Below are 24,737 nucleotides of genomic sequence, written 5' to 3'. Positions count from 1 at the left end.
GTCAGTAGTCCTTGCGCCAGCGGACGGCGAGCTTGCCGTCCCCCTGGCTGGCCAGCTTCGAGATGATGGAGAGGTTGCGGCCGAGTCGCCACTCCACCTGCGCGGAGGGGCCTTCGCGCCCGCCGCCCGTGATCTCCAGATAGACGTCGTCAGTCAGGTACTTGCCGCCCGATACGGTGACCCCGGACTCATCGCCGCCTGCAAGCGACAGCCGATCGAGGCCGGCGAAGGTGCGCAGGTTGCCCACCACGTCGAAGCCGCCGCCGCCCGCCAGCGACGACAGAGCCGAGGCCAGTTGGGCCGCTTCAAGCGGCGAGAGCTGCGAGGCCGAACGACCGAACAGCACCTGCGACAGCACCTCGTCATTGGGCAGGGTCGGCACCGAGGTCAGAGTGATCTCCGGCTTGGCCGCCGTGCCGCGGATCCGCACCACGGCGGTCAGCGAGGGGTCGTCCCGGGTGGCCGAAAGGTCGAGGCGGATGGCCTGCGGCGACGTCGCCAGATAGACCACGCCCCTGTCATCGAACTCGAAGCGCTTGCCGGCGAAGTCGTATTCGCCGCGCACGACGCGCGCCGTGCCCGACAAGGTCGGCCGTGAGGTGCTGCCCCCGACCTTGGCGTCGAGCGACAGTTCGACGTCCAGACCCTTGCCGCGCAGATAGATCCGCCGCGGGGCCTTGAGCGTGACATCGAGCGTCATCACCGCCCCGCGACGCGCCACCGGCTGCAGCGAACCAGACACGTCCGCCGGCTTGTTGCGCTCGATCACGTCCATGTTCACCACGCCCGAGCCGCCGGTGAGCTTGGCAGCAACGTCGGCCCGATCGATGGTCAGGTCGCCGGCCAACCGGACCTTGCCGTCCGCCGCTCGGTCGAGGGTCGCCTGCCCCGAGGCCGAAGCGGTCGCCAGGTCGTTGTCGATCAAGCGGAAGTTCTTGAGATCGAGCTTGAAGGTCGACTCTCCGTCGCGCAGCAGGCTGAGCCGGCCCGACCCGGCCAGCGAGCCGCCATGCCCATCGCCGCCGCTCGCCTGCACGATGTTCACCGCGTTGTCGGCCAGGGTCGCGCGCAAGGTCACGTCCGCCAGGACGAGACCCGTGGCGCCGTCGGAGAACCGGCCGTTGTCGACCTCGGCCTGTCCGACCGCGCGCGGATCGGCCAGCGTGCCGCTGAGCGTCCCTTGCATCTGCACGTGCCCAGCCAGTTCGCGCTCGCCTCCGACCAGCAGGTCCCAGAGCGGCTTGACCTCCCCGTCTGCGAAGAAGGTGCCTCGCATCGGCCGGGTGCGGGCGATCGCAATCCGGAACGGGCTGGCGCTGGTCTCGGCCGGCAGGACGACCTCGGCGTTCGCCCGCAACCCATGCTCGTTGGTGACGGCGGCGTCGATCTCAAGCGCCTCGTCCGAGAGCTTTGCCTTGAGCACCCCGTCCAGGCCCTGCTCGCGCGGCGAGCCCCTGCCCCGCGCATCGTCCAGCTTGGCTTCCAAGGTTCCGTCCAGACGTCCGCCGCGGCCTGACAGGACAAGCGTGCCGTCGGCGCGGCCGTTCAGGTCGGCGTTCACCAGGCCCAGGCCCAGTCGCTGGACTTGCGCGCGGATTTCCGCGCCGTCCTTCTCAAGGCTGGCGTCGAGGTCGATCCTGCCTCCGTCCGACGCCGCGAGCCGCAGACTCGCACTGCGCTCGGCGCCGCCGAAGCGCAGGATCGCCGGCTCCAGGGTCTTCATGTTGCGTCGCCCGTAGGCCCCGTCGCCTGCGAAGGTCAGCTCGTAGCCGGGTTCCTGCGCCGTCAGGACGCCGGCCCCGTCCAGCCGCCAGCGCTCGCTCGCGGACACCCCCTGGAGGCGGGCCTGATAAGGCAGCCGCGACAGAGGCCCATCGGCCGTGATCGCCCCGTTGCGCACGGCAAAGCGTGAGCCGGGCAGAACCGCGTCGCTGGCGGTCAGGTTCAGGGTCGCGCGCGCTCCGCCGGCCGCATCGACGATCTTCACCGAACCTGCGACCGCCCCGCCATCAAGGAAGGCCCCCTTGACCACCCGCACCTTGAGATCGGCGCCGGAAGGCGTCGCCTTCCGAAGCGAGATTGAGCCGCTTGCGGTCAAGCCGCCGGCGTCCAGTGACAAGTCGCTGAGGTCGACGCCGCCGCGCGGAAAGCTGAAGGCCGAACGGGCCGCCGCCGGGCCGTATTCGCTGGCGGCCGTCAGCGCGACGACCCCGCTGGAGCCGCCGGCGCCACGCATGAAACTCAAGGTCAGCTTGGCGTTCTTCAGCGGCAAGCGCGGCAGGTCGATGGCCTCGATGTCGGCAAGCAGATCCGCCCGCGGCGCCGAGGGCTTGCCGGTGACGGCGCCTGTGCCGCTGGCCTTGCCGCTGATTTCGACGGGACCGGCGCGGAACGGCCCGCTGGCGGACCAGTCGAGCTTGAAGCGCATCGCGCCGGTCTCGTCCAACACCCCGGCCGTGCTGGCCTTGATTGCGGCCCCATCGAGGTTCCCGCTCGTGATCGATATCTTGCGTCCGGCCACGTCCGCGCGCGCCTGCAGGCGCGGCGAGGCGCCCAGCAGGCGGTCAAGTTCGGAGAAACCTGAAGCAAAGCGCGCGCCCTTGGCGTCGAGCGTCAGGGCCCAGGGCTTACCTGCGCCGCCCTGGCTGGCCGACCAGTCCGCGGTCACCGCACCGCTGGCGCCAGGCCGCGCCGCCGCCAGGTTCGTAAACGACGCCGCCCCCTTGAAGTTGAGACCGCCGAGAAGACTGCGGCCGCCGCTGGCGTCGACTTTCAACCCGACTCCGCTTGCTTCGATCTTGCGCAGCATCAGGCGTCCGTCGGCCAGCCGCGCAGCGTCGACGGCGGCGGTTGGGCGCGCGCCGAGCAGCGCCGCCGCGAGGCCAGAGCCGCGCCCGCCGGCGCCGGCGATCCGCGCCTCGAGCGCCAGCACCTTGTCCTTGCGCGTGAGTTCGAACGGGCCTGAAACCCGGTCGAGACCGTAAGCGCCGAGCTGCAACCGCGCGACATCCGCGGTCCCGACCAGCCGCAGATCATCCAAAGTCCCGGTCAGCACGCCATCGACACGACCGAGCCCCATGGACGGCCCGCCGGTGACCTTCGATAGCTCCCGGGCCGAGGCCGTCAACACCACCCCCTGGGGCCCGGTACGCCGCTCACCTAGGTTGGACTTGCCTTTGGCCGTCACAGCGACGTTGTCCGAGGTCAGGTCGGCCTCCAGGTCGAACAACCCCTGCCCCGCCTTACGCCCCGTCACAGCGAACTGCACCTGCGGCCCAAGCCGGGCCACCAGCGGCTGGGTGTGGGTCGAGGCCGCGAGCTCGACGCGGCCCTGCGCAGATCCGCCGTCCGGGCCCCAGACCCCTGACGCGTCGACCGGGCGGCTAGTCCCGCTCTCGGCGAGCGCAGAGAACCGGCCGGTCGATGCCTCGCCCTTGGCCTTGACGTGCAGCAGGAACGGACGATCGGGCGCGAGGCCGAGAGTTCCGGCCAGTGCGCCGCCCTTGGCCTCCCGCGCGTCGGCCTCAAGGACCAGCGGCCGCCCGCCTCCCAGATCGAACTTGACGTCGAGACGGTCCCCCGGGTGAAGCACGCTCGCCGCCTTCGCCGCTCCCCGCTGACCGCCATTGCGCCGCATCAGCTCGATCGACGCGTCGACGTCGTAGACCCCTCGGGTCCGCGCCAGTTCCGGCATCAGTTCGACCCGCCCGACCGCGCGATCGATGACCACGTCGATCGGCATGCCCGCCGACGGTCGCTTGGGCTCGGTCACCGGCCGGCGATAGACGATCAGGTGCTCGGCGGTCACGTTGGTGGCGTGGAAGCGACGCCCGAGGATGTCGCCGAAGGTCCAGGCCAGGCGGAGGTTGCGGCCCTCGAGCCAGACCCCCTTGGGGTCGCGGATGACCACCCGCCGCACGCTGAAGTCACGCCAGATGTCGCCGCTCAGCCCTTCGACATAGAGGCGGCCGAAGCGGCCGACTTTGAGGCCGTTGGCCCGCGCCTCGATGATCGAGCGCCCTTGAGGCGACAGGGCCCCGTATCGCCCGGCGAGCAACGCCGCTCCGGCCAAGACCACGAGCAGCGCGCAGACCACCAGCGCGGCCAGTCCCCACCGCCGGCGGGACTTTTTCCTCGGCGCGGCCGGCGCCTCCTCGATCTCGTTCGGGGTCTCGCTCAAAAGCTCTGCCCGATGCTGAGATAGATCTGGAATGAGGGGTCGCCCTCGCGCTGGTCGAGCGGGACCGCGATGTCCGCCCGGATCGGGCCGAAGCCCAGGTCGTAGCGAACGCCTACCCCAACGCCGACGCTGAAATCGTCGCCCGTCGGAAATTCACTGGCGCCTACCGCGCCTGCGTCCACGAACGCGACCACGCCCCAGCGTTCGCCGACCTTCTGGCGCAGCTCCAGCGAGGTCTCGAGCAGCGAGATTCCGCCTTCGGGGGTGTTGTCGATGTCGCGGGGTCCTATGGCCTGATAGGCATAGCCGCGGACGGATCCGCCGCCGCCGGCGTAGAACCGGCGGGACGCCGGCACCTCGGGGATGCTGCCGCCGACCATCGCTCCGGCCTTGAGGCGACCGGCCAGAACAGTGCGCGCCTTCGCTCCGAACGGGATGTACGCTGTGCCCTGGCTCTGCACCTTCAGGTAGGCCATGTGCTCGTCGCCGATCAGGTATGTCGGCTCGGCCCGGACATCCAGACGCCAGCCACGCTTGGGATCCAGCGGGTCGTCGGAGCGGTCGAGAGCGCCAGCTGCGAGGCCCGCCAGAGTGACGAGATTGTCCCCGAGCGACGAGACCAGGATCGTCTGCTTTTCCTCGACCTTGCCATAGTCGATCGACCCGCCAAGCGTGACGTAGGACGTCTTACGAAAACGGCGGGTCACGTCGGCGCGGATGCCGACCCCGGTTTCATCATAGGCGTCGGTGCGGTTCGAATAGGCGCCGCCGCCGGCCTTGAACGTCTGTTGAGGGCGGCGCCAGTGAGGCAGCGTCAACTCCGCGCCCAGCCGACTGTCAATGTTCGAGGCTCGGGCCAGCATCGCCAGGGTGTCTGCCCGGCCGAGCAGGTTGTAGCGCGTCCAGCGAGCGTCCGCGCCAAGGCCCTCGGTGGTCGAGTAGCTGGCCCCAAGTTCCAGCGTCCGCGACTTCCGGTCGGCCAGGCTCAACAGAATCGGACGGCGGCCATCCGGCTCGGCCTGGTCCTTGGGCGCCAGCGAGACGGTGACTGAGTCATAGACCCCTGTGTCGAGCAGGCGTCGCTCAAGCTCGCCGACATCCTCCGGGTCGTAGACGTCGCCGGCGCTCCAGGGCGCGAGGCTATCGAGCCAGCCCCTGCGGCTGCGGCCGGTTTCGCCGACAATCTTCAGCCCGCCCAGATGCACCAGTTCGCCCGCTGCGATCTTGTACGTCGGGCGCACGGTCCTGTCGGCGTGGTCGACGATGACCTCGCGCGGCTGGGCCGCAGCGTCCGCATAGCCGCGCTTCTGCACAGCCGCGACGATGCGGCCCTCGGCATTGATCACGTCCACAGCGCGGCCGGGCGCACCAGTGGCCAGGCCCATCACCACTTCGCCCGATTGCCGAACGCTCTCGATCGGAGCCGGGGCTATCCAATCGATCTGCGGGTCCGAGAGGGTGAAGCGCGGGCCCGGCGTCACGCGCACGATGGCGGTCGGCGGGTCGCCGTCACCGACGTCCGGCTCCACTTCGTAGGCGTAGTAGCCTTCGGACCGCAGCACCGCGATCGCATCCTCGCCTGCGTCGTTCGCCCGGCGGCGCGCCTCGAAGCGATTGGCGATGGGTTTGTCGGTCTCGCCGACGGCGCGGTCGATCGCCTCGCGCAGGTCGCGGTCGAGCTGTCCCTCGATAGTCGCGCGCGGGGATTCGGCCCGGGCTGTCCCAGACACGCAAATGGCCGCCGAGGCGGCGACCGCGACGACCAATCGTCCCACGCCAATCCTTTCATAAGCGCCCCATCTATCGGTGTAGCCCGCGTCGCGCTCGCCTGTCACCCACCAGCGATCGACGAAGGCGCCGCCGCCGCAGGCGCCCATATGCCCAATTCGCAGGCGCCTACGCCCAGGGGGCCATCGAGGTCGGATTTCCAGCTTCAATCGCCCTCGCCTCTCCTACGCTTTCCTGGCGAACCGCAGGAAAGGGCTGGCGGGTGGAGTACGGCGTGGCGATCCAAAACCCTGATTGCGCAACGGGCCTGCAGGCGGCCCCGTCGCCGACCACGCCCTACGACGAGATGCTGACCCTCGCAGGGGGCGTGCGCGACCATTATGCGGGCCTGCATCAACGCATCGCGACCCTCGCCCCGGCCGAGATGGCCGAGCGCCAAAGGACCCTGGAACGCTACTTCCTGCTCCAGGGCATCACCTTCACGGTCTATGGCGGCGAGAGCAGCACCGAGCGGATCATTCCGACGGACCTCCTGCCCCGCATCATCCCGGCCGCCGAGTGGGAGCGGATCGAGGCTGGCCTGACCCAGCGCCTGCGCGCGCTGAACATGTTCCTCGCCGACATCTACGGCGCCCAGCAGATCCTGATGGACGGCGTGGTTCCCCGCGAACTGGTGCTGGGCGCACCCTCCTACCGCCGCGAGATGCAGAACCTCTATGTCCCCCACGAGGCCTACGCCAACGTCTGCGGCTCGGACCTGATCCGCCAGCCGGACGGCGCCTTCGCCGTGCTGGAGGACAATCTGCGCGTCCCCTCGGGCGTGTCCTACATGCTGGCCAACCGGGAGGCTTCGCGGCGCACCTTTCCCGGATCGTTCCGCCAGGCCGGCGTGCGAGCGATCGACCGGTATCCCGACCTCCTCCTCACGACCCTGAAAAGCATGGCGGCCGACTGGCGGCCGAACCCTCAGATCGTGGTGCTGACTCCGGGCGTCTACAACTCGGCCTACTATGAACACGCTTATCTCGCGCGATTGATGGGGTGCCCGCTGGTTGAGGGCCGCGACCTCGTAGTGCACGACAACATGGTCTACATGCGCACCACGACCGGCCTGCGACGGATCGACGTGATCTATCGCCGGGTCGACGACGACTTCATCGATCCCCTCACCTTCCGCCGCGACTCGGCGCTGGGCTCGGCCGGCCTGTTCAACGCCTACCGCGCCGGCAACGTGGTGATCTGCAACGCGCCAGGCACCGGCGTCGCCGACGACAAGGCCGTCTACGCCTACGTCCCGGCGATCATTCGCTACTATCTCGGCGAAGACGCGATCCTGCCGAACATCGAGACCTATCTGTGCCGCGAGCCGGCGCAGCTGTCCCACGTCCTGGCCAACCTCGACAAACTGGTGGTCAAGGCGGTCGGCGCCTCGGGCGGCTACGGCATGCTGGTCGGACCGCACGCCAGCCGCAAGGAGCGCGAGGCGTTCGCCACGGCCATCGCCGCCGATCCGGCCAACTACATCGCCCAGCCGACCATCCAGCTGTCGACCGCCCCCTGCCTCGTCGACGGCGAGATCGAGCCGCGCCACGTCGACCTGCGCCCCTTCATCCTGTCGGGCGACAAGATCGTGGTCACGCCCGGCGCCCTGACCCGGGTCGCCCTGAAGAAGGGATCGCTGGTCGTCAACTCCAGCCAGGGCGGCGGCTCCAAGGACACCTGGGTCCTGGAATCGGCGCCGACAGGAGCCCAGCCATGATGCTCGCCCGCGTGGCCGACAGTCTCTACTGGATCGGCCGCTACGTCGAACGCGCCGAGCATCTGTGCCGGCTCAGCGACGTCATGCTCAACGCCACCCTGGACCGCAACGAGGCCGCGGGCTTGGTTTCGCGCATCGTGCTTTCGGCCGTCGGCGACGCTGAGCTGCACAGCGCCGACGATCCCTATCAGCTCGCCCTGGCGCTTGCCCTCGACCGGCATGACGGCGGCTCGATCGTGTCCTCGCTGGCCCGCGCCCGCGAGAACGCACGCCAGGTCCGCGACCAGATCACCACCGAAACCTGGGAGCGCCTCAACATGCTCCATCTACGGGTCATGGCGAGCGATGCGGCACGCGCTTTCGGCGACGGCCCGTCGGCGTTCCTGCACGACATCATCGCCGACCTCCACCTCTTCAAGGGCGCCGCCGACGCGACGATGAGTCATGGCGAGGGCTGGCGGTTTCTGCTGCTCGGCGTCTACCTCGAACGCGCGCAGCTCATCGGTCGCCTGCTGGAGGCATGCTTTGGACTGCGCCGGGCGCCCGAGGACCACATGGCGCTGATGGGCGTACTGCGGATGAGCTGCGCGCTCGAGCCGTACCTGCGCCGCTTCACCGCCGACGTCCAACCGCGCAAGGTGCTGGAGTTCCTGCTGCTCGACGAGGAGTTTCCCCGCTCGATGCGCTTCTGCACGGCGCGCATCGAAGAATATCTAAGCTCCGCCGCGCGGCATGCGGACGCCGGCGGCCACTCGCCGCCGGAGCGACTGGCCGGGCGGCTGCGCGCGCGCCTGCAGTACGCCGACATGGACGACGGCGCCGGTGGCCTGATCTCCAGCGTGCTGGAGGACTGCGCCGCGCTGCATCAGTCGATCTACGACACCTTCGTCGCCTATTCCCTGGAAACCCGGCTGCCGGCCTAGGACCCAATCGCCCCATGCTTCTCGAAGTCCGGCACGTCACCCAGTACCACTACGCCGAACCCGTGCGCGAAAGCGTCATGGAGGTCTGGATGCAGCCGCAGAAGACCCCTCGCCAACGGCTGGTGTCGTTCGACCTCGACATCGATCCGGCCGCGCAACTGTTCTCCTACGCCGATCCGTTCGGCAACGCCGTCTATCACTTCGACGTTCCCCAGCCCCATGAGCGCCTGCGAATCGTGGCCAACGCCGCCGTCGAGACCCAGGCCCCGCCCACGCCGCCTGACAGCCTCGATCACGGCGAATGGGATCGCCTGCGCAGCGACTTCGTTCGCGGCGAGAACTTCGACTTTCTGACCCTCGGCGGTTTCGCCGCCGAGACCGACGCGCTGCGCAACTATGTCGCCGAGCACCGCCTGGACGATTTGCGGAGGCGCGATCCGCTCAATGCAGTGCGCGCCCTCTCCGAGGCCATCTACACCTCATTCGACTACGAGCCTGGCGTCACCCATGCCGACAGCCCGATCGACCTGGCCTTGGGCGCAGGCCGCGGCGTCTGCCAGGACTTCGCTCACATCATGATCGCCATCTGCCGCAGCTGGGGCGTACCGGCCCGCTATGTGTCGGGCTATCTCTTCACCGATCGCCAGGCCGGGGATCGCTCGGATCCGGACGCCACCCATGCCTGGGTCGAGGTCTTCCTGCCGTCGCTGCGCTGGGTCGGGTTCGATCCGACCAACAACGTGATGGCCGGCGAGCGCCACATCGCCGCCGCCGTGGGCCGCGACTACAACGACGTGCCGCCTTCACGCGGGGTCTACAAAGGCGACGCCGAGAGCCAGCTGGCGGTCGGCGTCTCCGTCAGGCGCGCCCGCGTCGCCCCGACCGAGCCCGAGTTCATCCGCATGGCGCAGCCGTCCTTCGCGCGAGGCGGACGGCGGCGGCCGGCCGGCGTCCCCGCCTACGACCAGCAACAGCAACAGCAACAGCAACAGCAACAGTAGGGAGACGCTGACGGCCGCTAGGCCGGAAAGACGTAGGCGCGTCCGACCGAAAGATTGAGCTGCGCACCCGGCCTCAAGTCGGCCACCGCCTGGCGGGCGAAGGCCGCCTCCAGGCGCAGGCCGCCCGGCGTCGTCCCGTCGATCCGCGCGACCGCGCCCTGCGGGGCGATGTGGTTGGCGACGAATCCGAAGGTCGCCTCCCCCGCCGCCGGCGACAGCACCAGCTCATGCGGCCGCACATAGGCGACCGCGGCGCCGTCGGCCACGCCAGTGGCGGCGAACTGGACGTCGCCATTCCGGAACCGCCCGCCCCTCACCTCGCCCTCAAGGCGGTTGGACTCGCCGACGAAGCCCGCGACAAAGGCGCCGCTCGGATCGTCGTGGATCTCCTGCGGGGTTCCGACCTGCTCGATCGCGCCCTGGTTCAGGATCGCCACGCGGTCGGCCAGTTCCAGCGCCTCCTCCTGGTCGTGGGTCACGAAGATCGTCGTGACGCCGGTGGCGTCGTGGATGCGGCGCAGTTCCTTGCGCAGCGACTTGCGGACGGTGGCGTCGAGGGCCCCGAACGGCTCGTCGAGCAACAGCACGCTGGGGTTCACCGCCAGCGCCCGCGCCAGGGCGACGCGCTGGCGCTGGCCGCCCGATAGCTGGGCCGGGTAGCGCTTGCCCAGGTCGCCCAGTTCGACCAGCCGCAGCAGCTCGTCGACGCGCTCGGCGATCTCGGCCTTGCCCGGCTTGGCCGCGCCCTTGCGCACGTCCAGGCCGAAGGCGACGTTCTTGGCGACCGTCATGTGGCGGAACAGCGCATACTGCTGGAACACGAAGCCGACCTGCCGCGCCGCGGCGCCGGCATAGGTCATGTCCTGGTCGCCGTAGAGCACCTGACCGCTGCTGGGGAACTCCAGCCCGGCGATGACGCGCAGCAGAGTGGTCTTGCCCGAACCAGATGGCCCCAACAGCGCCAGCAGCTCGCCGTCCGCGATCTCGAGGCTGACGCTGTTGAGCGCCGGATACCGCCCAAAGGTCTTCTCCACCGAACGGATGGAAATGGTCATTTGCAGCGTCTCGCGATCAATGGCGGCCCGGCCGCGACGGCGGCTGGGCGATTTCAAGCAGGGTCTTCAGCACCAGGGTGACGACCGCCAGGAAGCAGAGCAACGCCGCGACGGCGAAGGCGCCGACGAAATCGTACTCGTTGTAGAGGATCTCCACATGCAGCGGCATGGTGTTGGTCAGGCCGCGGATATGGCCCGAGACCACCGACACCGCCCCGAACTCGCCCATGGCGCGGGCGTTGCAGAGCAGGACGCCGTAGAGCAGACCCCAGCGGATGTTCGGCGCCGTCACGCTCCAGAACGTGCGCAGACCCGAGGCGCCCATGGACACGGCCGCCTCCTCCTCGTCCACGCCCTGCTCCTGCATCAACGGTATCAACTCGCGGGCCACGAACGGGAAGGTCACGAAGATCGTCGCCAGCACGATGCCGGGGACGGCGAAGATGATCTTGATGTCGTGGTCGATCAGCCAAGGCCCGAACCAGCCCTGGGCGCCGAACACCAGCACGTAGATCAGGCCGGCGACCACCGGCGACACCGAGAACGGCAGGTCGATCAGGGTGATCAGGAACGGCTTGCCCGGAAACTCGAACTTGGCGATCGCCCAGGACGCGCAGACCCCGAACACGATGTTGAAGGGCACCGCGATCGCCGCCGTGATCAAGGTCAGCTTGATCGCTGCACGGGCGTCCTCGGTCCCGATCGCCTCCAGGGCGGCCGGCAGCCCCTTGCGCAGGGCCTCGAAGAACACGGACACCATCGGCAGGATCAGCACCGAAGCCAGGAAGGCCGCGACAATCGCCAGGACCAGAGCTTTCGCCCACGGCGGGTCTTCAGTGGGGTGACGCAGCCGGCTCATGCGGCGAGCCTCCGCGCCCAAGCCTGGACCGCGTTGATGACGAACAGCATGAGGAACGAGACCGAAAGCATCACCACGGCGATCGTCGCGGCCCCTGCATAGTCATACTGCTCGAGTTCGATGATGATCAGCAGCGGCGCGATCTCTGATTTGTAGGGCATGTTGCCGGCGATGAAGATCACCGAGCCGTATTCGCCGACCGCTCGGGCGAAGGCCAGGGCGAAACCGGTCAGCCAGGCTGGCGCCAACGCCGGCAGGATCACCCGGGCGATGGTGTCGAAGCGCGTGGCGCCGAGGCTGGCGGCCGCCTCCTCAACGTCCGCGGCCAGATCGCGCATCACCGGCTCCAGCGTGCGCACCACGAACGGCAGGCCAATGAAGGTCAGGGCCACGATGACGCCCAGCGGCGTATAGGCGACCTTGATCCCGGCCGGGGCCAGCAGCCCGCCGATCCAGCCATTGGGCGCGTAGAGAGTGGCGAGCGCGATGCCAGCGACCGCTGTCGGCAAGGCGAACGGCAGGTCGATGATCCCGTTCACCAGGCTTTTGAAGGGAAACTGATAGCGGACCAGCGCCCAGGCGGTCAGCAGTCCGAAGACGCCGTTGATCAAAGCGGCGATCAAGGCCGCGCCGAACGATAGCCGATAAGCGGTCAACGCACGCTCGTTGAAGGCGGCCTGCAGAAACTCCGAGGCCGACTGCTCCGACGCCTTCAGCCCCACCGCCGACAGGGGGATGAGTACAATCAGCGACAGGAGCGCCAGCGTCAGGCCCATGGTCAGCGTAAAGCCAGGGATCGCCGATCGTCGCCGGATCCACGGCCTTCGTGACGCGACGGGTTCGGTCGGCGAGGTCGCAGTCATCGTTACAGCCCCGGTTCAGACGCATAAACGCCGAGACGCCGAGTTCGCTGCGTCCGGTCAGGGCGCTTGGCTAATTCCCAGCGCGCCCATCGACAATATAGTTTTTCTTACACCCGGAAATGAAAGGCTAAGCCATTGTGCGTTATCGCTGGCCGGCGAACGCGGGGGACGGCGGCTTTGACCTGGCTCAGCCTTGAAGACCTTTTGACCCTGGCCCGGCGCCAAACCGTCGAAATGCTCATCTTTGGCGTGACGTTCGCCCTGATCGGACTGCTCCTGCGTCGGTTTCCAGGCAGGGCGAAGCTGTCTGAGACACGCATCAATGTGGTCATCTACGTCCTCGACCTGCTGTTCGTGGCGCCGCTCATCCTGGCGGCCTTCATCGCACTCGATCCGATCCTGTCGCGGGCGCCGCTCGCCTTCATCTGGAGCGCGGCCGGGCACGGAGGCACGGCGTTGGCCGTCCTGGTGATCGGCGATCTGATCGGCTACTGGCGCCATCGACTGCAGCACAGCCCGGCCCTGTGGCCGGCGCACGCCATTCACCACAGCGACCGCGAACTCTCCTGGTTCAGCCTGAACCGCATGCATCCGGTCGACCGCCTCGGCACGGCGCTCGACACCGTACTTCTGGCCGCGCTCGGCTTTCCGGCATGGGCTCTGGGCCTCAACGGCCTGGCCCGGCACTACTACGGCTATCTGATCCACGCCGACGTGCCATGGACCTTCGGCAAGCTGGACCTGATCCTCAATTCCCCTGCCATGCACAGATGGCATCACTCACGCGATGTTCACGGCAAGAACTTCGCGACCCTGTTCTCGCTGTGGGACCGCCTATTCGGCACCTACTTCGCCCCGGGGCCTTGCGAGGGCGCCTTGGGCGTGGACGCCGACATGGGCAAGGGCGCGCTCGGCCAGTACCTCTATCCGTTTCATGCTTGGGCAGGGAGCCTGCGTCGCCTGGCCGTCGGCGCCAGGACCAGACAATGAATGGTAGGCCGGGTGAGGTTCGAACTCACGACCATTCGATTAAAAGTCGAATGCTCTACCACTGAGCTACCGGCCCACGTCGCCGCGGGCGGCGGCGAAGAGGCGCGGACCATATGCGGGCGGCCTGCCGGGAGCAAGAGCGCTGCAGCAGCTTTCCAACAGGTTCCACCGCCCCTAAGCATCGGGGCCATGCGCAACATCGTTTCCGCCCTGATTCCGACCCTGCTGCTTTGCGGCTGCGTCACGGCGCCGGCCGATGGGTCGGACAAAATCCAGACCACGTCCGAGGCCAAACGCGAGAGCATGCAGGGCGCGGTCTCGGCGCCGCTGCGCGACGTTAATCTGCTGCAGACCAAGATCCCGACGGTGCTGCTGGAAGCGATGGCCGATCCATATCAACGACCGCACGCCGCCACGTGTGAGGCCATCGCTGCGGCGATCCTGCCGCTGAACGGCGCCTTGGGGGCCGATCTCGACGAACCCGCCGTCGACGAGGACGACCTCATGGATCGCGGCAAGGGGGCGGCGCTGGGCGCGGTCGCCGGCCTGGCCTCCGACGTGATTCCCTTCCGCGGGTGGGTGCGCAAGCTCTCGGGGGCCGAGCGGCACGACAGCCTCGTCACCGCCGCCATCACCGCCGGCGGCGTGCGCCGCGCCTATCTGAAGGGCCTCGGCGAGGCGCGCGGCTGCCCTCCGCCGGCCACCCCTTCGCACATCCTGACCGGCACTCCGGTCAAGTCCCAGGAGCTGAAGCCTCGCTATCCCGTGCGCTGACGGGCTTTGAAATCGCGCCGGAACTGCTCGAACCGGCCTTCGGCGATCGCCGCCCGCATTGCGGCGGTCAGCGCCTGGAAGTGGGCGATGTTGTGCCAGGAGAGCAGCACCTGACCGAGGATCTCCTCGGCCTTCACCAGGTGGTGCAGATAGGCCTTCGAGTAGTGTGACGAGGCCGGGCAATCGCTGGCTTCGTCCAGCGGCGTATCATCTTCGGCGAAGCGGGCGTTCTTCAGGTTGATCGAGCCTTCCCAGGTCCAGGCCTGACCATGGCGGCCCGAGCGGGTCGGCAGCACGCAGTCGAACATGTCGACCCCGCGGGCGACGGCCTCGACCAGGTCGATCGGCTTGCCCACGCCCATAAGGTAGCGCGGTCGGTCCGCCGGCAGCATGGCCGGCGCGTAGTCGAGCACCTCGCACATGGCTTCATGGCCCTCGCCGACCGCCAGTCCGCCCAGGGCGTAGCCGTCAAAGCCCGTCTCGATCAGGCGCTCGGCCGATTCCTTCCGCAGGTGCTCGAACGTCGAGCCCTGCTGGATGCCGAACAGCGCCTGCGCCTCGCGCGCCCCGAAGGCGTCTTTCGAGCGCTTGCCCCAGCGGGCCGAGAGCTGCATCGCCTGGCGCGCCCGTCCCTCCTCCGCCGGCCATGCCACGCACTCGTCGAGCTGCATGACGATGTCAGAGCCGAGCAAGTCCGCCTGAATCTCGATGGACCGCTCGGGGGTCAGGACGTGCTTGGAGCCGTCGATGTGGCTCTGGAAGGCCACGGACTCTTCGGTGACCTTGGCGATCTTGGACAGCGACATGACCTGGAAGCCGCCGGAGTCCGTGAGGATCGGGCGATCCCAGCGCATGAACCTGTGCAAGCCGCCCAGTCGCGCGATGCGTTCGGCCGTCGGCCGCAGCATCAGGTGGTAGGTGTTGCCCAGGATGATGTCGGCGCCGGTCGCGCGCACCTGATCGACGGTCAGGGCCTTCACCGTCGCAGCGGTGCCGACCGGCATGAAGGCCGGCGTACGGATGTCGCCGCGCGGCGTCTTGAGCACGCCGGTCCGCGCCGCGCCATCGGTCGCGGCGATCTCGAAGGGGAATGCGGCCACTAGTTGGCTCTCCAGAGCAGGCTGGCGTCGCCGTAGGAATAGAATCGGTAGCCGCTGGCGATCGCGTGGGCGTAGGCGCCGCGCATGGCGTCCAGACCGGCAAAGGCGCTGACCAGCATGAACAGGGTCGACTTCGGCAGATGGAAGTTGGTCATCAGGCCGTCGGCGGCGCGGAAGCGATAGCCGGGCGTAATGAAGATCGCGGTCTCGTCGGCGAAGGGCCGCACGATCCCGTCTTCGCCGGTCGCGCTCTCGACCAGACGCAGCGAGGTCGTGCCGACGCAGACGACGCGGCCGCCAGCGGCCTTGGCGGCGTTCAGCGCGTCGGCGGTCCCCGCATCCACCTCGCCATACTCCGCGTGCATGCGGTGTTCCGACAGGTTTTCAGTCTTCACCGGCAGGAACGTGCCGGCGCCGACGTGCAGGGTCACGAATTGCAGCGTGACGCCCATCGCCTTGAGCTCGTCCAGTAGTCGCGGCGTGAAGTGAAGGCCCGCGGTCGGCGCGGCGACTGAGCCTTCCTCGTCGGCGTAGACGGTCTGGTAGTCGGCCCTGTCCTGTGCGTCCTCGCCGCGCTTGGCGGCGATGTAGGGCGGCAGGGGCATGGCGCCGCGTTCGGCGATCGCCGCATCGAGGTCCGGCCCCGCCAGATCGAAGCCGAGGATCACTTCGCCCCCCTCGCCCTTCTCGATCACGGTGGCGTCGAGCACGCCCAGCAGGCAGGCCCGATCATCAGTCGAACCGAAGCGCACCCGATCGCCCGGCGCCAGCTTCTTGCCCGGCTTCATGAACGCCGCCCAACGCGACGGCGACAGGCGCTTATGCAGGGTCGCCTCGACTGCGACGTTCGAACCTTCGCGCACCCGCCGGCCCTTCAGCCGGGCCGGAATCACCCGGGTGTCGTTGAGCACCAGCACATCGCCGGCCCGCAGCTGGGCCGGCAGGTCGGCGACGCTCAGGTCTCGCAGCGGCGCCCCGGGCGAAACCAGGAGCATGCGCGCGGCGTCGCGCGGGTTCACCGGCCGTAGAGCGATGCGGTCGTCGGGAAGATCGAAATCGAAGTCGGAAAGTTGCATGGACGCGCTTGAAGCGCACGGGCCGGCGCCCCCGTCAAGCGTCGCCGCGTGTAAGCTCGCCGCATGAGCTTTGTGCGATTCGTCCTCCGCGGCGTCGTCCTGCCGCTAGGCGCGGTTTCCGCCGCGGCCGCCATCATCGCGCAAGGCGGGCGCTTCAGCGCCCATCTCGACGTCCTCACCCATTTCGCGCCGGTCTATCTGGCTGGCGGCGCCGTCACGCTCGTGGCGGCGATCTTCGCGCACCGGCGGCTGCTTCCAGCCTTGCTCGGCGCGGCCGCGGTGATCGCCAGCCTGGCGCTGATGCTGCCTGAGTTCCTACGTCCCCAGACTGCTGCGATCGCCCCCGGCGCGCCCGGCCAGATCAAACTCATTCAGTTCAACATCGCCCGTGACAGCCAGGGCCTGGAGCAGCGGCTCGCCTGGCTGGCGGCCGAGGATCCCGACATCCTGGTCGTCGAGGATTCCCGCGCCATCTTCCAGACCGCGGTCACCCAGCGCCTGGGCCGGCAGATGGCCTGTGGCAAGACCTGCGAAGTCGCGATTTTCACGCGCACGCCCGCCGCACGCATCGAGGCCCCTCGGCGCGGCCGCAAAGGGCTGGGCCCGGCCATCACCATCGCGCACCTGGCCGGATCACAGGGCGATTTTCCCGTCGTCGGCGTTCACTACGGCTGGCCGACGGACGTGGAAGGGCACGCCGAGAACAGCGCCCGCCTGTTGCAGCTGATGAAAGACCAGCCGCGTGAGCGCGCGATCCTGGTCGGCGACTTCAACTCCACGCCCTGGTCGTTTGCCAGACGGCGTGAAGATGCCGCGCTGGGGATGGAGCGGCGCACCCACGCCCTGCCCACCTGGCCGGCCAACGGGCTGTTCGGCCTGGCGTTCCTGCCCATCGACCATGTTTACGCCGGATCGGCCTGGGACACGGTGTCGATCACCAGGGGCCCGCGGCTGGGCTCCGACCACTATCCCGTCGTGGCCGTGCTGGCCCCCAGGGCGAACTAGCCGATGCGTTCCCTTCGCCTGTTCTTCACCAGCCTGATGGCCCTGGTCGCGCTCGCCTGCGCCGGATGGGGCCTAGCGGCTCAGGGGGGGCGCTGGTCCGTCCGGCTGGACATCCTGACCCATTTCGCGCCGATGCTGCTGGCGCTTTCGCTACTCCCGGCGATCTATGGTCTGCTGTTCGAACGCCGCGGCGCGCGGTGGCTGCTGGCCAGCCTGTCGGGCGTGGCGATCGCCGCAAGCGCTCTGCTAATCGCGCCAGAATACCTGCGCCCAGCCAGCTCGCCGGCGCCCGAGGGCGCGCCCGGCCAGATCAAGTTGATCCAGTTCAACGCTTGGGAACGCAACGATCGCCCAGGCGAAAGCATCCAGTGGCTGAAGGCCCAGAACCCGGACATCCTCGTGGTCGAGGAAGCCAGCCTGATCGCCCCTGCCCTGAAGCGCGCCTTCCGCGGCTATCATGTCAGCTGCGGCGACTGCAGCGTGATCATTCTCTCCAAGGCCAGGCCGGTAACCCGGGACGTCCCGGTTCCCCCGTCCGCCGATGAGCTTCCGCCGCCGATCGCCGGAGCCACCTTCCGCGACAACCATGGCGAATTCAGCGTCTTCGGGACGCACTACGCGTGGCCGATCTACGGCGGTTGGCAGCAGGCGCAGGGCCGCCTGATCGCCGGCCTGCTGAACCGCTTCCCGAAGGAGCGGCTGATCCTGGTAGGCGACTTTAACTCCACGCCCTGGTCGTTCAGTCGCCGGCGCGAAGACACGATGTTCGGACTGGAGCGACGGACCCGGGCGCTGTTCTCCTGGCCCGCCGAGCGCGGCCCCGCCGGCATGGGCCTGCCGTTCGCCCTGCTGCCGATCGATCATGTCTATGCCGGGCCCGGCTGGCGCACCGTCCGCGCCGAACGCGGGCCGCGGCTGGGCTCGGACCACTACCCGGTGATCGTCACCCTGGCGCCGTCATCGTAGCGCCAGCCGCGCCTTGCGCAGCGCCTCGCGAAGCTCGTTCCGGCGGCTCAGGAACGCTCGCTCGCTTTCGTCACGGCGAAGTTCCAGGGCCCGTTTCTCCGCGCTGATCTCAGCCAGCTCGGCTGCATGGCGTGCAGCGGCGGCCTCCAGCTTGGCCTCGAGGTCAGCCACCCTGTGCAGTTGCGCCGGCGTCGGTCCGCAAGGTTTCTTGGGCGGCGCAGGCTTCGGCGGCGGAGGCGAAGGCCGCTGGGCCCCAACCGAGCGCTTGGGAATGAGCGGCGTCACCTTCGACGGCCGACGCAGCACCTGTCCCGGCTGCGCGCTGGCAGCCGTCACCAGTTCGGGATCGTCCGTCTCGCGCGCGCCGCCGGTCTGAAACAGGTCCTGATGCGCGCCCCAGGCCGCCAGCGCCTTGGCCCGCGAGGTGGCGGCCACGACATAGTCGTTGAAACCGTCCGAGGTGACGAAGACCTTCAACCGCGCCACCGAAGCCTCCCTCAGCTCAGCGACGCGAGCTCCCGGGTCAGATTGTCCCGCGCCTGGGCGTCCAGCCATTCGGCGAAGGCCGGATCGGGGAAGATAACCTGTGCGTCGAGAAAGCGTTGCAGCACGCCGGCCCGGCCCTTGCGCCAGAGATCGTCCGGCACGTGGGCGTACTCCTCCCGGACCGCCAGCGCGTAGGCGTCGTAACGGTCGGCCGGCGCGCCCAAGATCGCCAGGTCGATGGAAACCAGCAGTTCGCCGAGGCGGTCTTCCTCTTCGACCTCATGCCCCGCGGTCAGCATGATCAGCCGCGCGACTTCCTCGCGGGCGTGGATCGAGACCTCAAAGTCGCGCAGGTCCGCCTTGGCCATCTGCGCGCTCCTGGCCTCGTTGTCGGAGGCCGTCGGGTCATAGACAGCGTCATGCCACCAGATCGCATAGGTCAGGATCTGGCGCTCGGTGTCGGTCAGGTCGGGAACCTGATCGAGCAGCGCCAGGCACTGCTCGATATGGGCCCGAGTGTGGTAGCGGCGATGCGGCTGTGCATACGCCGCTTCCAGGTTCGGCGTCACGCGACGTCGGCGGCGACGCGCGAGGACACGATCTTGCCGGGCGCGCGCGGCGGCTCACCCTTGGGCAGCGCGTCGACTGCGTCCATGCCTTCGACCACTTCGCCCCAGACCGTGTACTGGCCGTCAAGGAAGGTGGCGTCGTCCAGGCAGATGAAGAACTGGCTGTTGGCCGAGTGCGGAGCCGAGGTCCGAGCCATCGAGCAGACGCCGCGGACGTGCGGCTCGCGCGAGAATTCGGCCTTCAGGTTCGGCTTGTCCGAGCCCGAGGTGCCGGTGCCGGTCGGGTCGCCGCCCTGGGCCATGAAACCGTCGATGACGCGGTGGAAGACCACGCCGTCATAGAAGCCCTCGCGCGACAGTTCCTTGATGCGCTCGACGTGGCCCGGCGCCAGGTCGGGGCGGAGCTTGATCGTCACCGTGCCCGTGTCCAGGGTCAGGATAAGGGTGTTTTCCGCGTCCATCACTTCACCTCCGATGGGACTTTGATCTCGCAAACCGAGAAATTCTCACCCATTCGGGCGCGAACGCTTTCGATCTCCGCCTTAAACCAGGCGCTGTTGGGATCGATCACGCGCACCTTGGGGCGTTCAGACGCGGGGATATCGGCCAGGATGCGGACCTTGTCCATCTTGTCCTGAGGCGGAGCCACAGGCTCGCCGACCTTGATGGCGCGCACGACGTCCAGGCCGGCCACCACCCGGCCCCAGCCGGTGTAGCGTCGCTCCAGCGACGGATAAGTGTGACGCATCAGGAAGAACTGGCTGTTGGCGCTGTCCTCGCCCTGACCGCGCGCCATCGCCGCCACGCCCGGGCAATAGAGCGGCCAGGCCGAGATCTTGCCGTCGGCGGTCATCGCCATGAGCATCGGGCTCTGGCTTTTCACCGGCAACGACTTGATGAAGCCGACCTGGGCGACGTTCTGATCGGCGGCCTGCACGAAGCCGGCGTCGCCCCCCAGGCGGAATAGGAACTCCTGAGTCAGATCGGGCTTGTCGCTGCCGCCGGTGCCGCGGTCTTCCGGGTCGCCGGTCTGGGCCATGAACTCGTCGATGACCCGGAAAAAGGTGCGACCGTCATAGAACCCGGCGCGCGCCAGTTCCTTGACCCGCTGGACATGCGCCGGCGCGACCTCCGGCAGCATCTCAACGATGATCCGGCCCTTGTTGGTGTCGATGACCAGGAGGTCGTCAGGATTAGGCGTGCGCCAATCGCCGGCCGACGGGGCGGCGGGAGCAGCGGGAGACTTGGCGGCGGGCGCCTGGGCGGCGGCAGGCGCCGCCATCGCCAGGACGGCGGCGGTGAGCAACAAGGTTCGGATCATGGGGCCACTCGTAGCGGGCAAAGGATGAGATCGCCAGCCCGTCGGCGGATGAACTCAGCCGCGGCCGACCTTGGCCAACAGCGCGTCCTTGATGGTCGGGCTGACGAACTTGCTGATGTCGCCGCCCAGCACCGCGATCTCCTTGACCAGCTTGGACGAGATCGCCTGGTGGCGCGGATCGGCCATCAGGAACACCGTCTCGACCTCGCGATCGAGCTGCTGGTTCATCGCGGTCATCTGGAATTCGTATTCGAAGTCGGCGACCGCGCGCAGGCCGCGGACGATCACCTGCGCCCCGATTTCGCGGGCGTAGTGCATCAGCAGACCTTCGAACGGCCGGACGATGATCTCGGCCCGGTCATTGAGGTGCTGAGTGGCTTCCTTCAGGATCGCGACGCGTTCCTCGAGCTCGAACAGGGGCCCCTTGCCGGCGTTGATCGCCACGCCGATGACGAGCTTGTCGACCAGCTTCACAGCCCGACCGATGATGTCGGTGTGGCCGTTGTGGATCGGGTCGAAGGTCCCCGGATAGAGCCCCACACGCGTCATTCGACGTCTCCCCCTATTGCGGTGCAGCAGGATTTCACCGGCGCGGGCGACGAAAGCAAGCCCAAATCTCGCCCGCAACCGCTAGCTGAACCAGCGGTTGCGGGCAAAGAAATCATACGGCCGGCTTATTCCGCCACGTCCTCGGTCTCGGCGTCGTCGCCGCCGCCTTGATCGGCCAGGCGTTCGACGGACACCACGTGCTCGTCCTTGCTGGTCCGGAAGATCGTCACACCCGACGTATTGCGCCCGACCATGCGGACCTGGTTGACCGGCGTACGGATCAACTGGCCCTGGTCGGTGACCAGCAGGATCTCGTCATCCTCTTCGACCGGGAAGGAGGCCGTCAGGCGGCCGCCCTTCTTGGTCAGGTCCTGCGCCAACAGCCCCTGCCCGCCGCGTCCGGTGCGGCGGAACTCGTAGGCCGAGCTGCGCTTGCCGAAGCCTTCGGTCGAGACCGTGAGGATCACTTCCTCGGCCGCGCCCAGTTCGGCGATTCGCTCGACGCTCAGCGTGACGTCGCCCTCGGCCTCGTCGTCGTCAGGCGCGGAGGCTTCCTCGACCTCGTCGCCGGTGGCCCGGCGCATGGCGTTGGCGTGCTTCACATAGGCCGCACGTTCGGCTGGCGTCGCCTCGACCGAACGCAGGATCGCCATAGAGATGACGCTGTCGCTGTCGGCCAGGCGGATGCCGCGCACGCCGGTCGAATCGCGGCCGGCGAACACACGCACCTCCTCGGTGGCGAAGCGGATGCAGCGGCCAAGCGCCGTGGTCAGCAGGATATCGTTCTGCTGGGCGTTGCAGAGCCCGACGCCGATGATCGCATCGCCGTCATCGAGCTTCATGGCGATCTTGCCGTTGCGCTTGATGCCCTGGAAGTCGCTGAGCTTGTTGCGGCGGACGTTCCCGGAGCGGGTCGCGAACATCACGTCGTACTGATCCCAGGCGGCCTCGTCCTCGGGCAGCGGCAGAATCGAAGTGATGCTCTCGCCCGGCTCGATCGGCAGCAGGTTCACAAAGGCCTTGCCGCGCGAGTTCGGATTGCCGACCGGCAGGCGCCAGACCTTGAGCTGATAGACCTTGCCGCCTGACGAGAAGAACAGCATCGGCGTGTGGGTGCTGGCCGAGAACACGCGGGTGACCGCATCCTCGTCCTTGGTCGCCATACCCGAGCGGCCCTTTCCGCCCCGATGCTGGGTGCGATAGGTCGCCAGCGGCGTGCGTTTCACATAGCCGCCGTGAGTGACGGTGATGACCATCTCCTCACGGGCGATCAGGTCCTCGTCTTCGACGTCGGCGTCGCCGTCGACGATCTCGGAGCGACGCGGCACGGCGAAGGCGTCGCGCACGGCCACCAGTTCCTCGCGGACGATGGCCATGACGTTGGCGCGCGCCGACAGGATGGTCAGGTGGCCCTGGATGGCGTCGGCCAGCTCGCGGGCCTCACCGAAGATCTCGTCGCGGCCAAGGCCGGTCAGGCGAGACAGCGTCAGGGCCAGGATCGCGCGGGCCTGTTCTTCCGACAGACGGATCGAAGCGCCGTCGATCACAAGGGTGCGCGGGTCGGCGATCAGTTCCACCAGCGGGAGCATGTCGCCCGCCGGCCAATCGCGGGCCACCAGGCGCTCGCGCGCCTCGGCCGGGTCCTTCGACGACCGGATGATGTGGATGAACTCGTCGATGTTGGCCACGGCGATGGCCAGACCGACCAAGACGTGACCGCGGTCCCGGGCCTTGGACAGTTCGAACTTCACGCGCCGGACAACCACTTCCTCGCGGAAGTCGACGAAGGCGACGATCAGGTCGCGCAGGTTCATCTCGCGCGGCCGACCGCGGTCCAACGCCAGCATGTTGACGGCGAAGGACGACTGCAGCGGGGTGTAGCGATAGAGCTGGTTCAGCACGACGTCTGGCGAAGCGTCGCGCTTCATCTCGACGACGACCCGCATGCCGTCGCGGTCGCTTTCGTCGCGCAGGTCGGCGATGCCCTCGATCTTCTTCTCGCGCACCAGCTCGGCGATGCGCTCGACCATCGCGGCCTTGTTCACCTGGTACGGGATCGAGTTGATGATGATGGCTTCGCGATCCTTGCGGATCTCCTGGATCTCGGCCTTGCCGCGCATCACGACCGAGCCGCGGCCGGTCATCAGCGCATTACGCGCGCCCGAGCGGCCGATGATCTCGCCGCCGGTGGGGAAGTCCGGGCCCGGTACGATGTCCAGCAGGGCGTCGAGCGACACCTCGGAATCGTCCACATAGGCCAGGCAGGCGTCGATCACCTCGCCGAGGTTGTGCGGCGGGATGTTGGTGGCCATGCCGACGGCGATGCCGCCGGCGCCGTTGACCAGCAGGTTTGGAATCCGCGACGGCAGAACCACCGGCTCCTGCTCGGTGCCGTCGTAGTTCTCCTTGAAGTCGACCGTGTCCTTGTCGAGATCGGCCACCACCATCATGGCGGCCTTGCTCATCCGGCTTTCGGTATAGCGCATAGCCGCCGGCGGATCGTTGTCCACCGAGCCGAAGTTGCCCTGACCATCGATCAGCAGCAGGCCCATCGAGAACGGCTGCGCCATCCGGACCATGGTGAAGTAGATCGAGGCGTCGCCGTGCGGGTGATACTTACCCATCACGTCCCCGACCACCCGGGCCGATTTCACGTACGAACGGTCGGGCGTGTGGCCCTGCTCGTTCATCGAGAACAGGATCCGGCGATGGACGGGCTTGAGACCGTCGCGCGCGTCCGGCAGGGCGCGGGAGACGATCACGCTCATCGCGTAGTCGAGATAAGAGCGCTTCAGCTCGTCTTCGATGGCGATAGGGGCGATGCCCCCACGCCGATCACCGTCCGGCGGGGTATGGGTTTCGTCGGTCAAGGAGAGGATTTAGCCGTTTAGAATCGGACACAAAGCTAGGTTCTGTTGTTACCATCCCGGAGGCCGTAAGGCCAAATGTCCGTAGAGTTTCGAACCCAGGTGCTAGATCCCATGAAATATGCTCTCGCAGTCCTCGCCGCCACCCTTTTCGCCGGGACGGCGATCGCCGCAGACGCGCCGGCCAACCAACGGATCGAACTGAAGAATTCTACCGGAGCTTCGGTCGGCTCGGCTGTCCTGACCAACGCCCCCAAAGGCGTCCTGATGCGCATTGAGCTCAAGGGCGTGGCTCCGGGCTGGCACGGGCTCCACTTCCACGAGAAGGGCGACTGCTCGAAGTCCGACTTCACCTCGGCCGGCGGCCACGTTCACGGCGGTCCCACCATGGTGCACGGCCTGCTGAACCCCGACGCCAACGAGGCCGGCGACCTGCCGAACGTCTTCGTGGCCGCCGACGGCACGGCGAACGCCGAGATCTTCACGACCTTCGTTTCGCTGGGCGGCGTCGACGGGCGCCAGGACCTGACCGACAAGGACGGCTCGGCGATCGTCGTCCACGCCAACGCCGACGACCACAAGACCCAGCCGATCGGCGGCGCCGGCGCCCGCATCGCCTGCGGCGTGATCGCCGGCGGCTGACCGCCCGCCAAGCCTCGACTGCGC

General features: G+C 68.2%; 21 protein-coding genes and 1 tRNA gene. 8 read left to right on the top strand and 14 right to left on the bottom strand.

Annotation, left to right across the window (positions count from 1 at the left end; translation table 11 throughout):
* Window position 1: 1 nt before the first annotated feature.
* Both O4N75_RS11335 and O4N75_RS11330 read right to left on the bottom strand, forming a co-directional pair.
* Window positions 2-4,180, bottom strand: a complete 4,179-nt coding sequence (locus O4N75_RS11335; RefSeq protein WP_269625661.1) for a translocation/assembly module TamB domain-containing protein — start codon at window positions 4,178-4,180, stop codon at window positions 2-4.
* Complete coding sequence (locus O4N75_RS11330; RefSeq protein WP_269625660.1) at window positions 4,177-6,057, bottom strand: autotransporter assembly complex family protein; 1,881 nt, start codon at window positions 6,055-6,057, stop codon at window positions 4,177-4,179. The genes O4N75_RS11335 and O4N75_RS11330 overlap by 4 nt, the downstream gene beginning before the upstream one ends.
* A 197-nt stretch (window positions 6,058-6,254) precedes the next feature.
* On the opposite strand from O4N75_RS11330, the gene O4N75_RS11325 reads away from it, so the two are divergent.
* Genes O4N75_RS11325 through O4N75_RS11315 form a run of 3 tightly spaced genes read left to right on the top strand, consistent with a single transcriptional unit; the run spans window position 6,255 to window position 9,591 of the window.
* A complete protein-coding gene (locus O4N75_RS11325; protein ID WP_348649547.1) occupies window positions 6,255-7,667 on the top strand; it encodes a circularly permuted type 2 ATP-grasp protein in 1,413 nt (470 codons plus the stop codon).
* A complete protein-coding gene (locus O4N75_RS11320; RefSeq protein WP_269625659.1) occupies window positions 7,664-8,590 on the top strand; it encodes an alpha-E domain-containing protein in 927 nt (308 codons plus the stop codon). Before O4N75_RS11325 ends, O4N75_RS11320 begins: the two co-directional genes overlap by 4 nt.
* A 14-nt stretch (window positions 8,591-8,604) precedes the next feature.
* Window positions 8,605-9,591, top strand: coding sequence for a transglutaminase family protein (locus tag O4N75_RS11315; RefSeq protein WP_269625658.1), 987 nt, complete (start codon window positions 8,605-8,607; stop codon window positions 9,589-9,591).
* 17 nt (window positions 9,592-9,608) lie between these two features.
* Here the strand turns inward: O4N75_RS11315 and O4N75_RS11310 are convergent, their stop codons facing one another.
* From O4N75_RS11310 to cysT, 3 genes are read right to left on the bottom strand one after another with little or no spacing between them, the layout of a single operon-like run.
* Window positions 9,609-10,646, bottom strand: a complete 1,038-nt coding sequence (locus O4N75_RS11310) for a sulfate/molybdate ABC transporter ATP-binding protein (RefSeq protein WP_269625657.1) — start codon at window positions 10,644-10,646, stop codon at window positions 9,609-9,611.
* 16 nt (window positions 10,647-10,662) lie between these two features.
* Window positions 10,663-11,526, bottom strand: a complete 864-nt coding sequence (gene cysW / locus O4N75_RS11305) for a sulfate ABC transporter permease subunit CysW (protein ID WP_269625656.1) — start codon at window positions 11,524-11,526, stop codon at window positions 10,663-10,665.
* Window positions 11,502-12,281, bottom strand: coding sequence for a sulfate ABC transporter permease subunit CysT (gene cysT, locus O4N75_RS11300; RefSeq protein WP_348649494.1), 780 nt, complete (start codon window positions 12,279-12,281; stop codon window positions 11,502-11,504). The genes cysW and cysT overlap by 25 nt, the downstream gene beginning before the upstream one ends.
* Before the next feature lie 264 nt (window positions 12,282-12,545).
* On the opposite strand from cysT, the gene O4N75_RS11295 reads away from it, so the two are divergent.
* Window positions 12,546-13,358 (top strand): sterol desaturase family protein, encoded by an 813-nt coding sequence (locus O4N75_RS11295; RefSeq protein ID WP_269625654.1) that lies wholly within the window; start codon window positions 12,546-12,548, stop codon window positions 13,356-13,358.
* Window position 13,359: 1 nt separating this feature from the next.
* Here the strand turns inward: O4N75_RS11295 and O4N75_RS11290 are convergent.
* Window positions 13,360-13,434: transfer RNA gene (locus O4N75_RS11290), tRNA-Lys, on the bottom strand.
* Between the two features lie 113 nt (window positions 13,435-13,547).
* Here O4N75_RS11290 and O4N75_RS11285 point away from each other — a divergent pair.
* Entirely contained in the window at window positions 13,548-14,132 is a 585-nt protein-coding gene (locus O4N75_RS11285) for a hypothetical protein (protein WP_269625653.1), read from the top strand.
* On the opposite strand, the gene tgt is transcribed toward O4N75_RS11285, so the two are convergent.
* Both tgt and queA read right to left on the bottom strand, forming a co-directional pair.
* The gene (gene tgt / locus O4N75_RS11280; RefSeq protein WP_269625652.1) at window positions 14,117-15,232 is read right to left on the bottom strand and encodes a tRNA guanosine(34) transglycosylase Tgt; all 1,116 of its coding nucleotides are present in this window, start codon (window positions 15,230-15,232) and stop codon (window positions 14,117-14,119) included. The genes O4N75_RS11285 and tgt overlap by 16 nt on opposite strands.
* Entirely contained in the window at window positions 15,232-16,308 is a 1,077-nt protein-coding gene (gene queA, locus O4N75_RS11275; protein WP_269625651.1) for a tRNA preQ1(34) S-adenosylmethionine ribosyltransferase-isomerase QueA, read from the bottom strand. The genes tgt and queA overlap by 1 nt, the downstream gene beginning before the upstream one ends.
* Before the next feature lie 63 nt (window positions 16,309-16,371).
* Here queA and O4N75_RS11270 point away from each other — a divergent pair, with 63 nt between their 5' ends.
* Complete coding sequence (locus tag O4N75_RS11270) at window positions 16,372-17,313, top strand: endonuclease/exonuclease/phosphatase family protein (RefSeq protein WP_269625650.1); 942 nt, start codon at window positions 16,372-16,374, stop codon at window positions 17,311-17,313.
* A gap of 3 nt (window positions 17,314-17,316) precedes the next feature.
* Entirely contained in the window at window positions 17,317-18,279 is a 963-nt protein-coding gene (locus O4N75_RS11265; RefSeq protein WP_269625649.1) for an endonuclease/exonuclease/phosphatase family protein, read from the top strand.
* Here the strand turns inward: O4N75_RS11265 and O4N75_RS11260 are convergent.
* The 6 genes from O4N75_RS11260 to gyrA form a co-directional block, all read right to left on the bottom strand.
* Window positions 18,271-18,765 carry a hypothetical protein gene (locus O4N75_RS11260; protein WP_269625648.1) on the bottom strand — a complete coding sequence of 165 codons (495 nt, stop codon included), beginning with the start codon at window positions 18,763-18,765 and terminating at the stop codon, window positions 18,271-18,273. The genes O4N75_RS11265 and O4N75_RS11260 overlap by 9 nt on opposite strands.
* Window positions 18,766-18,776: 11 nt before the next feature.
* Complete coding sequence (locus O4N75_RS11255; RefSeq protein ID WP_269625647.1) at window positions 18,777-19,334, bottom strand: phosphohydrolase; 558 nt, start codon at window positions 19,332-19,334, stop codon at window positions 18,777-18,779.
* Window positions 19,331-19,795, bottom strand: a complete 465-nt coding sequence (locus tag O4N75_RS11250) for a peptidylprolyl isomerase (RefSeq protein WP_267232467.1) — start codon at window positions 19,793-19,795, stop codon at window positions 19,331-19,333. The genes O4N75_RS11255 and O4N75_RS11250 overlap by 4 nt, the downstream gene beginning before the upstream one ends.
* A complete protein-coding gene (locus tag O4N75_RS11245; RefSeq protein ID WP_269625646.1) occupies window positions 19,795-20,655 on the bottom strand; it encodes a peptidylprolyl isomerase in 861 nt (286 codons plus the stop codon). Before O4N75_RS11245 ends, O4N75_RS11250 begins: the two co-directional genes overlap by 1 nt.
* Before the next feature lie 54 nt (window positions 20,656-20,709).
* On the bottom strand, window positions 20,710-21,204 hold the full coding sequence (coaD, locus tag O4N75_RS11240; RefSeq protein WP_267232470.1) for a pantetheine-phosphate adenylyltransferase: 495 nt from the start codon (window positions 21,202-21,204) through the stop codon (window positions 20,710-20,712).
* 125 nt (window positions 21,205-21,329) lie between these two features.
* On the bottom strand, window positions 21,330-24,074 hold the full coding sequence (gene gyrA, locus O4N75_RS11235; RefSeq protein WP_269625645.1) for a DNA gyrase subunit A: 2,745 nt from the start codon (window positions 24,072-24,074) through the stop codon (window positions 21,330-21,332).
* Window positions 24,075-24,185: 111 nt separating this feature from the next.
* Here gyrA and O4N75_RS11230 point away from each other — a divergent pair, with 111 nt between their 5' ends.
* On the top strand, window positions 24,186-24,713 hold the full coding sequence (locus O4N75_RS11230; protein ID WP_269625644.1) for a superoxide dismutase family protein: 528 nt from the start codon (window positions 24,186-24,188) through the stop codon (window positions 24,711-24,713).
* The last annotated feature ends 24 nt before the right edge of the window (window positions 24,714-24,737 follow it).

It is taken from the genome of Phenylobacterium sp. NIBR 498073 (assembly GCF_027286305.1).
GTDB lineage: Bacteria > Pseudomonadota > Alphaproteobacteria > Caulobacterales > Caulobacteraceae > Phenylobacterium.
This window is presented reverse-complemented; position numbering and strand designations above follow the sequence as displayed.

What these genes read in the sequence shown, in the direction of transcription:
- O4N75_RS11330 (WP_269625660.1), bottom strand. Translation starts at nt 6,057, where the DNA reads ATGGGCGCCTGCGGCGGCGGCGCCTTCGTCGATCGCTGGTGGGTGACA.
- O4N75_RS11325 (WP_348649547.1), top strand. Translation starts at nt 6,255, where the DNA reads ATGCTGACCCTCGCAGGGGGCGTGCGCGACCATTATGCGGGCCTGCAT.
- O4N75_RS11320 (WP_269625659.1), top strand. Translation starts at nt 7,664, where the DNA reads ATGATGCTCGCCCGCGTGGCCGACAGTCTCTACTGGATCGGCCGCTAC.
- O4N75_RS11315 (WP_269625658.1), top strand. Translation starts at nt 8,605, where the DNA reads ATGCTTCTCGAAGTCCGGCACGTCACCCAGTACCACTACGCCGAACCC.
- O4N75_RS11310 (WP_269625657.1), bottom strand. Translation starts at nt 10,646, where the DNA reads ATGACCATTTCCATCCGTTCGGTGGAGAAGACCTTTGGGCGGTATCCG.
- cysT (WP_348649494.1), bottom strand. Translation starts at nt 12,281, where the DNA reads ATGGGCCTGACGCTGGCGCTCCTGTCGCTGATTGTACTCATCCCCCTG.
- O4N75_RS11285 (WP_269625653.1), top strand. Translation starts at nt 13,548, where the DNA reads ATGCGCAACATCGTTTCCGCCCTGATTCCGACCCTGCTGCTTTGCGGC.
- queA (WP_269625651.1), bottom strand. Translation starts at nt 16,308, where the DNA reads ATGCAACTTTCCGACTTCGATTTCGATCTTCCCGACGACCGCATCGCT.
- O4N75_RS11270 (WP_269625650.1), top strand. Translation starts at nt 16,372, where the DNA reads ATGAGCTTTGTGCGATTCGTCCTCCGCGGCGTCGTCCTGCCGCTAGGC.
- O4N75_RS11265 (WP_269625649.1), top strand. Translation starts at nt 17,317, where the DNA reads ATGCGTTCCCTTCGCCTGTTCTTCACCAGCCTGATGGCCCTGGTCGCG.
- O4N75_RS11250 (WP_267232467.1), bottom strand. Translation starts at nt 19,795, where the DNA reads ATGGACGCGGAAAACACCCTTATCCTGACCCTGGACACGGGCACGGTG.
- O4N75_RS11245 (WP_269625646.1), bottom strand. Translation starts at nt 20,655, where the DNA reads ATGATCCGAACCTTGTTGCTCACCGCCGCCGTCCTGGCGATGGCGGCG.
- coaD (WP_267232470.1), bottom strand. Translation starts at nt 21,204, where the DNA reads ATGACGCGTGTGGGGCTCTATCCGGGGACCTTCGACCCGATCCACAAC.
- O4N75_RS11230 (WP_269625644.1), top strand. Translation starts at nt 24,186, where the DNA reads ATGAAATATGCTCTCGCAGTCCTCGCCGCCACCCTTTTCGCCGGGACG.